At 72.4% G+C, this 14,642-nt stretch carries 12 protein-coding genes; 1 reads left to right on the top strand and 11 read right to left on the bottom strand.

Annotated elements, in window-relative coordinates:
- Window positions 1–33 precede the first annotated feature (33 nt).
- The 9 genes from ACZ3IL_RS09850 to ACZ3IL_RS09810 form a co-directional block, all read right to left on the bottom strand.
- Entirely contained in the window at window positions 34–840 is an 807-nt protein-coding gene (locus tag ACZ3IL_RS09850; protein WP_467388442.1) for an HAD family hydrolase, read from the bottom strand.
- On the bottom strand, window positions 837–2,126 hold the full coding sequence (serS, locus tag ACZ3IL_RS09845) for a serine--tRNA ligase (RefSeq protein WP_467388440.1): 1,290 nt from the start codon (window positions 2,124–2,126) through the stop codon (window positions 837–839). The genes ACZ3IL_RS09850 and serS overlap by 4 nt, the downstream gene beginning before the upstream one ends.
- A gap of 517 nt (window positions 2,127–2,643) precedes the next feature.
- On the bottom strand, window positions 2,644–3,579 hold the full coding sequence (gene pheA, locus ACZ3IL_RS09840) for a prephenate dehydratase (protein ID WP_467388438.1): 936 nt from the start codon (window positions 3,577–3,579) through the stop codon (window positions 2,644–2,646).
- 78 nt (window positions 3,580–3,657) lie between these two features.
- Window positions 3,658–4,923 (bottom strand): iron uptake transporter deferrochelatase/peroxidase subunit, encoded by a 1,266-nt coding sequence (efeB, locus tag ACZ3IL_RS09835; protein ID WP_467388436.1) that lies wholly within the window; start codon window positions 4,921–4,923, stop codon window positions 3,658–3,660.
- Window positions 4,924–4,928: 5 nt separating this feature from the next.
- Entirely contained in the window at window positions 4,929–6,971 is a 2,043-nt protein-coding gene (locus ACZ3IL_RS09830) for a copper resistance protein CopC (protein WP_467388434.1), read from the bottom strand.
- Window positions 6,972–7,167: 196 nt separating this feature from the next.
- Window positions 7,168–7,629, bottom strand: a complete 462-nt coding sequence (locus tag ACZ3IL_RS09825) for a copper chaperone PCu(A)C (RefSeq protein WP_467388432.1) — start codon at window positions 7,627–7,629, stop codon at window positions 7,168–7,170.
- Complete coding sequence (locus ACZ3IL_RS09820; RefSeq protein WP_467388430.1) at window positions 7,626–8,402, bottom strand: SCO family protein; 777 nt, start codon at window positions 8,400–8,402, stop codon at window positions 7,626–7,628. Before ACZ3IL_RS09820 ends, ACZ3IL_RS09825 begins: the two co-directional genes overlap by 4 nt.
- Window positions 8,403–8,439: 37 nt before the next feature.
- Window positions 8,440–9,213 (bottom strand): YcnI family copper-binding membrane protein, encoded by a 774-nt coding sequence (locus tag ACZ3IL_RS09815; RefSeq protein WP_467388428.1) that lies wholly within the window; start codon window positions 9,211–9,213, stop codon window positions 8,440–8,442.
- A gap of 154 nt (window positions 9,214–9,367) precedes the next feature.
- Complete coding sequence (locus tag ACZ3IL_RS09810; RefSeq protein ID WP_467388426.1) at window positions 9,368–10,156, bottom strand: hypothetical protein; 789 nt, start codon at window positions 10,154–10,156, stop codon at window positions 9,368–9,370.
- Window positions 10,157–10,418: 262 nt separating this feature from the next.
- On the opposite strand from ACZ3IL_RS09810, the gene ACZ3IL_RS09805 reads away from it, so the two are divergent.
- Entirely contained in the window at window positions 10,419–11,024 is a 606-nt protein-coding gene (locus tag ACZ3IL_RS09805; protein ID WP_467388424.1) for an ATP-binding protein, read from the top strand.
- 100 nt (window positions 11,025–11,124) lie between these two features.
- On the opposite strand, the gene ACZ3IL_RS09800 is transcribed toward ACZ3IL_RS09805, so the two are convergent.
- Both ACZ3IL_RS09800 and ACZ3IL_RS09795 read right to left on the bottom strand, forming a co-directional pair.
- Window positions 11,125–12,585, bottom strand: coding sequence for an aminopeptidase P family protein (locus ACZ3IL_RS09800; protein WP_467388422.1), 1,461 nt, complete (start codon window positions 12,583–12,585; stop codon window positions 11,125–11,127).
- A gap of 128 nt (window positions 12,586–12,713) precedes the next feature.
- Window positions 12,714–14,255: a PP2C family protein-serine/threonine phosphatase gene (locus ACZ3IL_RS09795; RefSeq protein ID WP_467388420.1), complete on the bottom strand. Its 1,542-nt coding sequence runs from the start codon at window positions 14,253–14,255 to the stop codon at window positions 12,714–12,716.
- Window positions 14,256–14,642 lie beyond the last annotated feature (387 nt).

The following is a 14,642-nucleotide window of genomic DNA, read 5'->3' as shown; positions in this document are numbered from 1 at the left end:
CCGGAGCTGTCAGCCCCGTTCCGGACCGTCCGTTCAGGCGTTCAGCAGTCGCTCCAGGACGACCGCGATGCCGTCCTCCTCGTTCGACGTGGTCACCTCGTCGGCCACCGCGCGCAGCTCCGCGTGCGCGTTGCCCATGGCCACGCCGTGGGCCGCCCAGCCGAACATGGGGATGTCGTTGGGCATGTCGCCGAAGGCGATCGTCTCCGCCGCCTTCACGCCCAGCCGGCGCGCGGCGAGCGAGAGCCCCGTGGCCTTGCTGAGCCCGAGCGGAAGGATCTCCACGATGCCGGGTCCCGCCATGACGATGTCCACGAGGCCGCCGACCGTCGCCCGGGCGGCTCGGGTCAGCTCGTCGTCGGTCAGCGTCGGGTGCTGGATGTACAGCTTGGTCAGCGGCGCCGACCACAGCTCCGCCGGGTCCTCGTACGGCACGTACGGCAGCGGACCCTCGTGGGCCCGGTAGCCGGGGCCCATCAGGACCTCGCCCTCCAGGCCGTCGCGGCTCGCGGCGAGCGCCAGCGGGCCCACCTCGGCCTCGATCTTGGACAGGGCGAGCCCCGCGAGCTGCCGGTCCAGGGTGAGCGAGGTCAGCAGTCGGTGTTCACCGGCGTGGTAGACCTGCGCGCCCTGCCCGCACACCGCGATCCCGTCGTAACCGAGGTCGTCGAGGATGTGCCGGGTCCAGGGCACCGCCCGGCCGGTGACCACGATGTGGGCGGCGCCCGCCGCCGTGACGGCGGCGAGCGCGTTCCGCGTACGGTCCGAGACGGACTCGTCGGCACGCAGCAGCGTGCCGTCGAGGTCCGTCGCGACCAGGCGGTAGGGGAAGGGGCTCACTTGGCGATCGGCTCCAGGACCTCTCGGCCACCGAGATACGGCCGGAGCACCTCGGGCACCCGCACCGAACCGTCCGCCAGCTGGTGGTTCTCCAGGATCGCCACGATCGTGCGCGGTACGGCGCACAGCGTGCCGTTCAGGGTGGCCAGCGGCTGCACCGTCTTCTTGCCGCCCTCCTCGTCACGCATGCGGACGGAGAGGCGGCGGGCCTGGAAGCTGTCGCAGTTCGACGCCGAGGTCAGCTCGCGGTACTTGCCCTGCGTCGGGATCCACGCCTCGCAGTCGAACTTGCGGGAGGCGGAGGCGCCGAGGTCGCCGGTGGCGACGTCGATGACCTGGAACGGAAGCTCCAGTCCGGTCAGCCACTGCTTCTCCCACTCCAGGAGCCGCTTGTGCTCGTTCTCCGCGTCCTCGGGCGCGACGTACGAGAACATCTCGACCTTGTCGAACTGGTGGACGCGGAAGATGCCCCGGGTGTCCTTGCCGTAGGTGCCGGCCTCGCGGCGGAAGCAGGGCGAGAAGCCCGCGTACCGCAGGGGCAGCTTGTCGGCGTCGATGATCTCGTCCATGTGGTACGCGGCGAGAGGGACCTCGGAGGTGCCGACCAGGTAGTAGTCGTCCTTCTCCAGGTGGTACACGTTCTCCGCGGCCTGGCCGAGGAAGCCGGTGCCCTCCATGGCGCGCGGACGGACGAGCGCCGGGGTCAGCATGGGGATGAAGCCGGCCTCGGTCGCCTGGGCGATCGCCGCGTTGACGAGGGCGAGCTCCAGGAGGGCGCCGACGCCGGTCAGGTAGTAGAAGCGCGAGCCGGACACCTTGGCGCCGCGTTCCACGTCGATCGCGCCGAGCGCCTCGCCCAGCTCCAGGTGGTCCTTGGGCTCGAAGCCCTCGGCCGCGAAGTCGCGGATGGTGCCGTGCGTCTCCAGGACGACGAAGTCCTCCTCGCCGCCGACCGGGACGTCCGTGTGGACGATGTTCCCGAGCTGGAGCAGGAGCCGCTTGGCCGTCTCGTCGGCCTCGTTCTGCTCGGCCTCGGCCGCCTTGACGTCGGTCTTGAGCTGTTCGGCCTTCCGCAGGAGTTCGGCGCGCTCCTCCGGGGTGGCCCTGGGGATCAGCTTGCCGAGCGACTTCTGCTCGGATCGGAGCTCGTCGAAGCGGACGCCGGACGACCTGCGCCGCTCATCGGCGGAGAGCAGGGCGTCGACGAGGGAGACGTCCTCTCCACGGGCGCGCTGGGAGGCGCGAACACGGTCGGGGTCCTCACGGAGCAGGCGAAGGTCAATCACCCCACCAGGCTACCGGTGCGCGTTCGCACGGCCCCACCGGATAACGGAGTGCGTGTCACCACGCGACGCGAAGTGGCATTTCTGCTGAATTGCCCTCTTGTTCTTGATCCGGGCAATCCCGGAGTCGACGCTTCCGCATTTAGTTATCCACAGGCTGTGCGGAAAATCTGTGGACCGGCGAAAAGAGGGAGGGGATTCCCGATCGCATGCCGGTGGATCGCGCGGTCAAACCTCGCGGAACCACCCCTTCGGGGGGAATTCCTCCCTCTGGAGGGTGGGCTCTGCGAAACGTGCTGACGGGACGTCCGGTCAGGTGCTGTGGACGGCCCTTGGGGAGAGAGGGGGGGAAGGGGGTGATTTGTCGACCTTTTCGAAACCCGGTGTCGACTTGTCCCCAGGCCGGAGAGTGCGCCTGTGGATAACCTCTGTGGGTAACTGAAAAATATGCAGGTAGGACTAGTGGCCCGCGCCTGTGGACGACCGCGCACGCACGAAGCCGCGGTCCGTCATCCTCCGATCAGGCCCGACCGTCCTGGGCCCTCGCCAACCAGTCGGAGGCCGCCATGAACTCCACGTCCGAGGTGCCCCGCCGCAGCGCCGGCACGTCCTCGGCCACGACGCCCGCCCGCGGGTACGAGCCCAGGAAGCGCACCTTGGGGCAGTTCCGCTTGAGCCCCATCAGCGCCTCGCCCACCCGCCTGTCCGAGATATGGCCCTCGGCGTCCACGGCGAAGCAGTAGTTCCCGATCCCCGCTCCCGTGGGACGGGACTGGATCAGCATCAGGTTCACCCCGCGCACCGCGAACTCCTGGAGCAGTTCGAGAAGGGCACCCGGATGATCGTCACCCAGCCACAGCACCACCGAGGTCTTGTCCGCACCCGTCGGGGCCGCGGGACGGGCCGGCCTGCCCACCAGCACGAACCGGGTCTCGGCGTTCTCCGCGTCGTGGATCTCGGTGACCAGCGCTTCGAGCCCGTACGTCACCGCCGCGAACTCCCCCGCGAAGGCGGCGTCGAAGCGGCCCTCCTGCACCAGCCGGGCCCCGTCCGCGTTGGAGGCGGCCGACTCCCACACCGCTTCGGGCAGGTGCTTCCGCAGCCAGTTCCGGACCTGCGGCTGCGCCACCGGGTGGCCCGTGACCGTCTTGATGTCCGAGAGCTTGGTGCCGGGCCGGACGAGGAGCGCGAAGGCGATCGGGAGGAGCACCTCGCGGTAGATCATCAGCGGCTCGCCGGAGGCCAGCTCGTCCAGGGTCGCGGTCACCCCGCCCTCGACCGAGTTCTCGATCGGGACGAGTGCGGCGGCGGCCTCCCCGTTCCGTACGGCGTCGAGCGCGGCGGGGACCGAGACCATGGGGACGAGTTCCCGGGTCGCGGCCTCGGGCAGCGTGCGCAGCGCCGCCTCCGTGAAGGTGCCTTCGGGGCCGAGATAGGTGTACCGAGTGGCGGACATACCGTCACCCTAATGGTCGCCGGGCGTCCCGGTCCGCCGATCCCGGGCCGCCGGTGGCTGGCTTCCGCCCGGGCGGTCTCATGCCTCCAGGAGCCGCTGCCCCACGTACTCGCCCTCGGCGGGGCCGCCCGGGACCGCGAAGAGACCGCTCGCCTCGTGGCGGATGAACGGGGACAGCGCGTCGCCCCGGTCGAGCTTGCGCTGCACGGGGACGAACCCCCGGAGCGGGTCCGCCTGCCAGCAGATGAAGAGGAGCCCCGCGTCCGGCGTCCCGTCCGGAGCGATGCCGTCGTGGAAGGAGAACGGCCTGCGCAGCATCGCCGCTCCGCCGTTCTGTTCGGGGGCGGAGATCCGGGAGTGGGCGTTGTCGGGAATCACCGTCCTCCCGTCGGGGCCGCGCTTGTCGAGGTCGGGTTCGGTGGTCTCGGTGCCACCGGTGAGCGGGGCCCCGTCGGACTTCCGTCGCCCGATCACCTCCTCCTGCCGGGCGAGCGGCAGCTTCTCCCAGTCGTCCAGGAGCATCCGGATGCGTCGCACCACGGCGTACGAGCCGCCCGCCATCCATGCTTCGGCACCGGTGGTTCCGGCCGGGACGAAGATCCGTCGCTCGAAGTCGGGATCGGTGGGCTTCGGGTTGCCCGTGCCGTCGACCTGGCCCATGAGGTTGCGGGCGGTCATCGGTTTGGCGGTGGCACCGGCCGAGCGGTTGAAACCGTTCATCTGCCAGCGGACCCGGGCCGAGTCACCGGCCTCCTTCTGCACGGCACGCAGCGCGTGGAAGGCGACGAGGGCGTCGTCGGCACCGATCTGCACCCACAGGTCACCCTCCGAGCGCCGGGGGTCCAGGGCGTCCGAGGAGAACGCCGGCAGCGGATCGAGCGCGGCGGGACGACGGGCGGCGAGCCCGGTGCGGTCGAAGAAGGTGCGGCCGAAGCCGAAGGTGACCGTGAGGGAGGAGGGACCCGCGTCGAGCGCCACTCCGGTGTCCTGGGCCGTCGGCCTGCCCGACATCAGCGCCTTCGCCGTGACCGACCAGCGGCGCATCAGGGCGACGGCCTCCTTGCGGCCGGCCCCGGGGGCGAGGTCGAAGGCGACCAGGTGCCCCCGAGCCTGCAGAGGGGTGGTGATGCCGGCCTGATGTTTCCCGTGAAACATCACCTCGGTCGAGCCGACCGTGGTGAGGGCCGCCGGACCGCCGGTCCCGCTCGCGCCGCCGTCACCCGACACGGCCGCGGAGACCCCGGCGCCACCGGCCGCGCCGACGACCAGGCCGGCCGCTCCCGCCGCGCCGACGGTGCCGAGGAGGCGCCGCCGGGAAAACTCGATGTTGTCGCTCTTGCTCACGCGGGTCAGCCGATCTTCACGTTCTTGTCGATGGTGGTCTGGTCGATGTCGGAGGTGCGGACGGTCACCTGGATCCTCCATTCGCCGGGCATGGGAATCCGGACGCCGCTCGCGCTCCAGTGTCCGGCCTGGATGCGGTCGGGGACGACGGGCAGCGGGCCCACGTCCTTCGCCTCCAGGGTGAAGGCGGCCTTGATCTCGGGAACGTCCAGCGGCTTGCCGTCGGGACGTTCGACGAAGAGGTGGAGAGCGTTGGCGCCGGTGCGGCCCGGATCGAGGCTGAGACGGACGACGCCCTTGCCGTCGACGCCCCCGGTGTCGAAGGGCAACCGGATGTCGACGGGCCGGTCGGGTACCGCGGCCGGGCCGGAGGCGGCGGTGGACCGTCCGGACTCCTCCTCGGTGCGGCCGGGCTCGGTCGAGGTGAGGACGGTGGTCACGGCGAGGAGGACGACGGCGACGGCTGCCTCGGTCAGCACCGAGCGGCGCAGCCCGGACCGTTCGGGGTCGGCGTCCCGTTCCCGCTTGCGCCGGGCGGTCGCCACGGCGGCCCGCTGCCGGGCGAGCTGAGCGGCCCGCGTGGGGTCGGTGACGGGGGGATCGGTGACGGAGAGGCCGGTGGTGCGACCGGCTCCGTCGACCTCGTCGGCCCGGCCGCTCGCATCGGTCCCGCCGGACCCACTGGCCCCGCCGGACCCACCGGCCCCGCCAGTCCCACTGGTCTCACTGGGCCCGTCGATCCCGTCGGCCCCGCCGGACCCCTCTGCCTCACTGGCCTCATCGGCCCCACCGGTTCCGTCCGTCACGGGGTCCGCCAGCCGCCGGGTCCAGCGGCGGGAGATCCAGGCGATGCCGATGAGGACGCCCATCAGACCGATCTTGACGAGGAGGAGCTGCCCGTAGCGGGTCCCGGTCAGGGCGGACCAGGAGCCGACCTGGCGCCAGGACTGGTAGAGGCCGGTGGCCGCGAGGACGGCCACGGAGCCGAAGGCGACCTTGGAGAAGCGCTCGACCGCCGCGCGCTCGACGGACGGCACCCGGTGGAGGGCGACGAGCAGCACCGTCAGGCCGCCGAGCCAGGCGGCGACGGCGAGGAGGTGCAGGATGTCGACGGGCATGGCGATGCCCGGCTGGAGGCCGGTCGAGGCGTGCTCGGCGAGGGCCCAGGTGCCGGCGATCCCGGCGGCCACCACGGCGCCGCCGACACCGAGGCCGAAGGTGAGGTCCTTCTTCTCCTTCGGGTCGGTGCGCCGGGTGTAGGCGCCGAAGAGGACGGCCACGAAGAGCGCGGCCGCACCGAGCAGCAGCAGCCGGGAGGTGAGCGCGGCACCGGTCTTGGTCTCCAGGACGCTCTTCAGACCGGCCAGGTCGAAGGCGTCGGAGAGTTCTCCGGAGCCGGTGTACGGGTTGCGGAGGAGCAGCAGCACCAGGGTGGCGCCGGTGAGGGTCAGCCAGGCCCGCACCACCGTCCGCTGCACCGGGCGGGCGCTCGCGCCACGCGGCCAGCAGACCAGGACGAACGCGGCGCCGCCGACGAGGACGGCGAAGGCGGCGTACGAGAGATAGCGCGCGATGCCGTAGAGGGCACCGACGAGGCCGCCGCCGGGTGCCCGGTCGGACAGCGCGACGGAGGTCGAGGAGGGGGCACCGATGGAGAAGGTGAAGGCACCGGCGACGGGGTGGCTGTCGGCCGAGACGGTCTGCCAGGCCACGGTGTACGTGCCGTCGGGCAGGCCGGCGCGGAGCCCCACCCCGTACCGGACGACGGAGCCGCTGCACAGGTCGCGTATCTCGCCGGTGTCGGCCCGCCGTCCCGACGGGTCGAGGACCCGGATGGAGTCGGCGCTCATGGCGACCTGTTCGGAGAAGGTGAGGTTGACCCCTTCCGGAGCGGTGGCGACCACCGCCCCGTCCTTCGGGTCGCTGCCGGTCAGCGCCGCGTGCGCGGAGGCGGGCGCGGCGCCGGCGAGCAGCGTGCCGAGCAGCGCGGCCGCGAGGACGAGCAGCCGGGCCAGGGCGGCACCGAGGCGCGGGGCGGTGGTTGTCATCTCTGGGTCACTCCGTCGGCTCTGGCCGGCCGTGTCGGTGCGGACCGATCCGACCGGATCGGCGCGGACCGATCCGGTCGGTGCGGCACGGTCCGGTCGGGTCGGTGTGGCACGGTCCGGTCGGATCGGTGCGGCACGGTCGCGCCGGCCCGTGCCGACCGGTCGCGCCGGTTCTGTCCGGATGCCGTGGACACGGTCAGTGCTGCTGCGGGTTGTGGTTGGCGGCCTCGACGGGAAGGTCGACCTTGATGGGGCCGGACTTCTCGAAGTGGAGCTCGACGCTGACCTTCTCACCCCGCTTGGGCTTCTTCTTCAGCTCCATGAACATGATGTGGCTGCCGCCGCGTGCCAGGGAGAGCTTCCCGTTGGCGGGGATGTCGAAGAACTTCACCTCCCGCATCTTCTGGTCCTTCGTCTCGTGGATCGTGACGTCGTCCGAGAGGGGGCTGGTGACCGAGGTGAGCCGGTCCGCCGCGGCCCCCTCGTTGGTGATGGTGAGGAAGCCGCCGGCCATGTCCATCACCGGCTGGGGCATGAACGCGTCGCTGACCCTCAGCACGGGCTTCCCGTCCGCGGAGTCGTTCCCGGACGAGCACCCGGCCAGGGCGAGCGCGGCGGCGAGCGCCAGGGCGGACAGGGCGGTGGTGCGGCGGGTCACGGGTTCTCCCCCCTGATGATCTTCGGCAGGTCCTTGGCGTAGTCCTCGACGGTCGTGTCCTCGCCGTACAGGACGTAGCCCTGGTCGGTGGTGGGCGAGAACGCGACCACCTGGGCCCCGTGCATGGAGACGACCTTGCCGTCCTTCTCCTTCTTCGGCGGGTCGATGCCGATGCCGATCTGCCGGGCCCCTGCCTGGATGGCGGAGAAATCGCCGGTGAGACCGGTGAAGGAGGGGTCGCCCGCGGCGGGCAGCCACTTGGCGAGTTCGGCGGAGGTGTCCCGCTCGGGGTCGGTGGTGACGAAGACGACCTGGAGCTTGTCCTGGTCGGCCTTGGGGAGCTGCTTCTTGGCGATGGCGATGTTGCTCATCGTCAGGGGGCAGACGTCGGGGCAGTGGGTGTAGCCGAAGTAGATCAGGGTCGGCCTGCCCTTGGTGCGTTCGCGCAGGTCGTACTTGTCGCCCTTGGTGTCGGTGAGGACGAGCGCGGGCTTGGCGAACGGGCGGTCGAGGAGGGTGGCGGCCTTGGCGGGGTCGGTGCCGCCGGAGACCTCGGCGACGACCCCGGTGCCCGAGCCGGAGGGCTTGCCGACGTCGTCACCGGCTCCGACGGCCACGGTGACGCCGATCGCGGCCACGATCGCGACCGCGGCGACGACCAGCGGGGTGCGCCGTCCCGGCCGGGCCGGACCGCCCGCGTTCGCGGACGCGTCCGCGGGGGTCTTCTCCGGGGACTTCGCCGCGGTCTTCTCTGTGAACTTCTCTGCGGACATGCTGTTTCTTTCCGTGTCCTTGGGGAGGGGGTGGCCGTCAGGCCGAGCGGCGGCGGCCGGCGAGGACGCCGAAGGCCACGCCGGCCGCGCCGACGAGGATGCCGACGACGCCGAGGACCCGGGCGGTGGTGTCGGAGGAGGAAGAGGAGCCCGCCGGGGCGGCGGCCGTCTCCTCGCGGTCGCCCTTCCCGGTGCCGTGGCCGTCCTTCCCGTCCGTGGCGGCGGAGGCGGAGGGCGCGGCACCGCCGTGGTGGTCGTCGGACGCGGCGGAGAGCTTCAGGACGGGGGCCGGGTTCTGCGGCTCCTCAGCGCCCTCCTTCTGCTCCTCGATCCAGCGCACGACCTCCTTGTTGTCGTACGTCTGCACCGCCTTCAGGACGATCTGGTCGGTGTCCTCGGGGAGGCGGCCGAGGGAGAGCGGGAACTGCTGGAACTCCCCGGGGCCGATCTTCGAGCCGTCGGCGCTCCAGGTGACCTTGGAGACGGCCTCGTTGATCTTCTTGCCGTGGAGCTCCAGCGGCTTGTCGAGCCTGCTCCTCGTCACCTCGGTCTTCCAGCCGGGAACGGGCTGCGGCATGACGGAGGCGAGCGGGTGGTCGAGCGGGAAGCTGACCTCCAGCTTCACGGTGGAGGCGTTGTCGCGCTCGTTCGGCACCTTGATGTTGACGGTGGCGTAGCCGCCCTTGGCGGCCTCGCCCTGCGGCTGCACGCCGACGTGCGCGAAGGCGGTGCCGGACAGCAGCGCGACGGAGGAGAGGGCGATGCCCCCGGCGAGGGCGGCGCGGGCGGCGGAGACGCGGAGAACGTTCATGACGGAAGACACTCCAGCTCGGAGAGGGGTCGGAGAGGACCCGTGGAAGGACGGGAGGGTCCGGCGGCCCCGGGCGGAAATCCGCGCGGGCGTACGGACGGGCACGGCCTTCCCCGTCGGACGGATGGACCGTCGGGTGAACGGGCAGGCCGCGTCAGGCTGCGAGGACGCAGTCGGCGGCCGGGGGGCCGCGCCTGATCACCGTGTGCTGGAGTGCCCCGGCCACCGGCGGCGGCGAGGAGTCGAAAGCGGTACGGGGGACCCGCCGCGGGCCCGGTCCCGGCCCCGTGGGCAGCCCGGCGAGCAGGGCCCGTACGAGCCGGAGCGCGGCCCGCAGCACACGGACCGGGCCGCAGGCGGCGAGTTCCGTCGCGCTCTGTCCGGACAGTTCGACGAGCCGGCCGAGGGCGTGGTCGCCGCGCCGCAGCAGCCAGCCCGTGGCCAGGGCGGCGAGCAGGTGCCCGAGGAGCATGGGCAGGCCGGGCAGCAACGGCCCGTTGGCGGAAGCGGTCGGCATCGTGGCGGCCGCGTGCCCCAGGTGGGCGTGGACGGTGGCCGGGTCGATCCCGGCGTCCCTGATGATCCTGGTGGCGTCTGCGGGGGAGAGCGACGCGGGCTCCGCCCCGCAGACCAGATTCGCCGCCGCCCGGACGAGGACGTCGTCGGCCCGGTCGCCCAGGGCGGCCCGGTGCTGTCCGAGGCCGAAGAGGACGTGCAGACCGAGCTGTCCGGCCGTGAGCGCGGCGACGACGGCACCGAGGGAACGCGCGCGCCCGCAGAGGAGGACGGAGACCCCGAAGACGCCGAGGAAGCCGGCGACGAGGGACCACGTCGCGACGCCCGCGCACGCCGCGAGGGAGTGCCCCAGCGCGGACAGCACGACGCAGACCGCGGTGAAGACCGCGGCCCTCAGCAGCCGTGGAGCGAGCGCGGGGGCAGTCATGGCGGCCCCATCATCGCACCACGCCCCTCACCGGCACACGGCAGGTCCGGAAGGTCGCTCTTGGCCCCCTTCGGGGCTTCGGGGCGTCTCTCCGGCCCGCCGCGTGCTTCTTCCCGGGGGACATACACCGGTACGCGCGCCCGCTGTATCCGCCGAACGGGCGCTCCCCGCGCCCCCGGGTGCTTACGGAGCCTCCCGCATGGCAATAGCTATCGGTACGTCGGGTTGCTGAGCCGCCGATCCGCTGCCGGGAGGCCGGAGCATGAGCATCTTGTGGTCACTCCATCTGCGGCGCGAGGCCGCGAGCGTGCCGCTCGCGCGCCGGCTCCTGCTGGGCACCATGGAGACGGCGGGGGTCGATCCCGACGTGTCGTACGAGCTGTCGGTGGCGCTGACGGAGGCGTGTACGAACGCGGTCGAGCACGGCGGCGCGCACCCCGGGCCCGGTGCCGGTCCTGGCGGGGCGCTCGCGGGAGCGTACCGGGTGACGGCGTACCTGGACGGCGAGACCTGCCGCATCGAGGTGGCCGACTCGGGCCCGGGATTCCCCCGAGCGGAGAACCCGGCGTACGCGGGAGACACGATGTACGCGGAGGATACGGCGTACGCGGAGGACACGGCCCGGAGGGAGGGCCCGGCGGGCGCGGGGAACGCCGGGAGCGCGGCCCGTACGGAGCGCGCGCCGTACGGGGGAGCGCCCGTCGCTCCCGCCGCCCCCGCCGACGCCGAGCACGGCCGGGGGTTGCGGCTGATCGAGGAACTGGCCGACCACGTGCACTTCGGCAACCGCTCGGTCCGCGGCGGCGCGGTGGTCAGCTTCGACAAGATCCTGAAGTGGAAGGACACGCCGTCCCTCCTGATGGCCTGACGGCCCGGGGCCCGGGAGCCCCGGGACGGAACGACGGTACGGAGAAGGGCCCCCGCCGGTCGGTCGGCGGAGGCCCTTCGTGTTCCAACGTACGCGGAGGTCAGCCCTTCAGCGAGGCCATCCACGCCTCGACCTCGTCGGAGCGGCGCGGCAGCGCGTCCGAGAGGTTCCGGTTGCCGTCCTCGGTGACGAGGATGTCGTCCTCGATCCGGACGCCGATGCCCCGGTACTCCTCCGGCACGGTCAGGTCGTCGGCCTGGAAGTACAGGCCCGGCTCGACGGTCAGGCACATGCCCGGCGCCAGGGTCGTGTCGACGTACGCCTCGGTGCGCGCGGCGGCGCAGTCGTGGACGTCCATGCCGAGCATGTGACCGGTGCCGTGCAGGGTCCAGCGGCGCTGGAGCCCCAGCTCCAGGACGCGCTCGACCGGGCCCTCGACGAGGCCCCACTCGACGAGCTTCTCGGTGAGGACGCGCTGGGCGGCGTCGTGGAAGTCGCGGTAGGCGGCGCCGGGCTTCACCGCCGCGATGCCGGCCTCCTGCGCCTCGTACACGGCGTCGTACACCTTGCGCTGGATCTCGGTGTACGTGCCGTTGATCGGCAGGGTGCGGGTGATGTCGGCGGTGTACAGCTCGTGGGTCTCCACGCCGGCGTCGAGCAGCAGCAGGTCGCCGGAGCGCACGTCGCCGTCGTTGCGGACCCAGTGCAGGGTGGTGGCGTGCGGGCCGGCGGCGCAGATGGAGCCGTAGCCGATGTCGTTGCCCTCGACGCGGGCGCGCAGGAAGAACGTGCCCTCGATGTAGCGCTCGCTGGTGGCCTCGGCCTTGTCGAGGACCTTGACGACGTCCTCGAAGCCGCGCGCGGTGGCGGCGCAGGCCTTCTCCAGCTCGGAGACCTCGAAGGGGTCCTTGATGAGGCGGGCCTCGGAGAGGTAGACGCGCAGCTCTTCGTCGCGCTCGGCGGTGACCTTGTCGGTCAGCGCGGCCTCGATGCCGGCGTCGTGGCCGCGGACGACGCGGACGGGACCGGTGGCCTCCCTGAGAGCGGCGGCGAGTTCGCGCACGTCCTTGGCCGGGAGGCCGAGGAGCTGCTCGGCCTCGGAGAGGGAGTGGCGGCGGCCGACCCACAGCTCGCCCTGGCCGTCGAGCCAGAACTCGCCGTTCTCGCGGTCGGAGCGCGGCAGCAGGTAGATCGTGGCCTCGTGGCCGTCCTTCGCCGGCTCCAGGACGAGGACGCCGTCCTGCGTCTGGTCGCCGGTGAGGTACGCGTACTCGGTGGAGGCGCGGAAGGCGTACTCGGTGTCGTTCGACCGGGTCTTCAGGTTGCCGGCCGGGACGACCAGGCGCTCGCCCGGGAAGCGGGCGGAGAGCGCGGCGCGGCGCGCGGCGGTCCTGTCGGCCTGGGCGATGGGCTCCAGGTCGCGCAGCTCGGTGTCGGCCCAGCCGGACTTCATGTTCTCGGCCAGCTCGTCGGACACGCCCGGGTAAAGGCCGTTCTTGCGCTGCTTGATCGGCTGGTCCTCGATCTCTTCCGGGGTCTCCGGGGTGAGCTCCTCGGCCACGGGTCTGCCTCCTCTGGTACGACACTGAACCCCCACCATCGTACGGTCGTGCGGAAGGGGGCCCAGGGCCGGAAGACCCATTACCGGAACATCATGGTCCGGTTACGGGTCCCGCAGGGACGGACGGCTCACTCGAAGCGGGCCGCGAGCAGCACCACGTCCTCGCCCTCCGCGGACGGATCGACGCCCCCGGGCAGCAGGGCCCGCAGCACGTGGTCGATGACGGCGCCCGGATCGGCCCGGCCCGCCGCCGGTACGCTCGCGGCCGCGGCGTGGAGGCGGGCGAAGGCCCGGTCCGTGGTGTCACCGGTACGGCGCAGCAGCCCGTCCGTGTAGAGGAGCACCGTTTCCCCGGGCGCGGGGGACAGCTCCACGCTCGGCGCCTCCCAGCACGACAGCATCCCGAGCGGCGCCGAGAGCGAGGTCTCGACGAACTCGGTGCGGCGGTCGCCGATCACCAGCGGCGGCGCGTGCCCGGCCCCGGAGAGCACCATCCGGCGCCGGTCGGGCTCGGCGTACGCGAAGAGCGCGGTCGCGGAGCGGGCGGGCTCGGTGAGCCGCAGCAGGAGCTCCAGGTCGGAGAGGACGGCGACCGGGTCCTCGCCCTCCATCACCGCGTACGCCCGCAGGGAGGCGCGCAGCCGGCCCATGGCGGCGAGCGCGCCCGGCCCGGTACCGGTGACGGAGCCGACGGCGAGCCCGAGCGCGCCGTCGGGCAGCGGCAGCGCGTCGTACCAGTCGCCGCCGCCCCGGGGGCCGGTGTGGTGGCGGGCGGCGAGCCGGACGCCGGGAACGCGGGGGAGACGGCTGGGCAGCAGTTCCTCGGCGACGGCGGCCAGCCGGGAGCGGGCGCGTTCGACCTGGAGGAGGCGGGCGAGGTGCTCGGTGGCGAAGCGGCCGTAGAGCCCGATGAGGTGGCGCCGGCGTTCGTCGGGCTCGGCGGGCTCGTCGTAGAACCAGACGGCGGCGCCGAGCCGGCCGGACTCCTCGGTGGCGAGGGGGAGGGCGTAGCTGGCGGCGTAGCCGAGCCGGGCGGCGACCTCGCGGTGGCGCGGGTCGAGGCCTTCCTCGGTGCGGACGTCACGGATGGCGATCGGGTCGGGTACGCGCGCGGGGCGGGCGGAACCGGGACGGCCGGCCCCGGGCGGTTCGGAGGCGGGACGGCCGGCTCCGGTGCGTGCGGTCCCGGAGCGCTCGGCTTCCGCACGCCCGGGCCCCGGCAGGCCGTCGAGGAGGTGCCCGTAACCCCCCGCGCCGCACGGGACGGTCTCGATGAAGCCGAGGTCGGCATGGGCGAGACCGAGGCCGACGGTGCTGGTGGGGCCGAGGCCGTCGGCGGGTTCGAGGACGGCCATGCCGCGACGGGCGCCGGCGAGGGCGGCCCCGGCGCCGAGCACCTCGCGCAGGGCCTCGTCGAGGGAGGAGGTCCTGATCAGGCGCTCGGTGAGCTCGTGGAGGGTGGTGAGGTCGGAGACCCAGGAGGCCAGCCGGTCCTGGATCAGGACCCCGGGCGGAAGGGGCGCGTCGGCGGGAGCGGCGGCCGGGGGGACCCCGTTGAGGGGGGCCGTAGTGTGCGGTGGCGCGGAAACCGCTGAATCGATTCCAGCCACTTTCGGGATGTGCGGGGCGCTCATGTCGGTCGGCTTTCCGACCGGTGCGTTTGAGGCCATAGCATGGCGAACCCCCATGTCATCCTGCGCCGCTCGATGTACCCACATGTACACGCACAAGAGGAGCGATGTCCAGCATTGTCCCCATGGGACTTGTGGTGTCCGAGAGGCTGCGCAGAAGGGTTGAAGTCCGAGAGAAGTTGGCCGAAAATTATCCCCGGTGTGCACCTTTTGCGGTCGACTGACGTCGTTTGAAGGTGCGTCATTCCAAACGCTCTGGGTACGTAAACGGTGACGGGCAGGGGCAGTTGCAGCGCCCCGGAACGAGATGCGGGACCCCGGCGTCTTCCATGCCGCGGGCCGCCGCCCGCCACCGGACGGCGGGGAACGTGCTCCGAACCGCTCTGGCTCCGACCTGGCTCCACCGCGCTCCACCCCTGGCTCCAC

The sequence above is a fragment of the Streptomyces sp. NPDC014907 genome, from assembly GCF_055562975.1.
The sequence above is the reverse complement of the archived record's forward strand: the minus strand, read 5'-3'. Positions and strand labels throughout refer to the sequence as shown.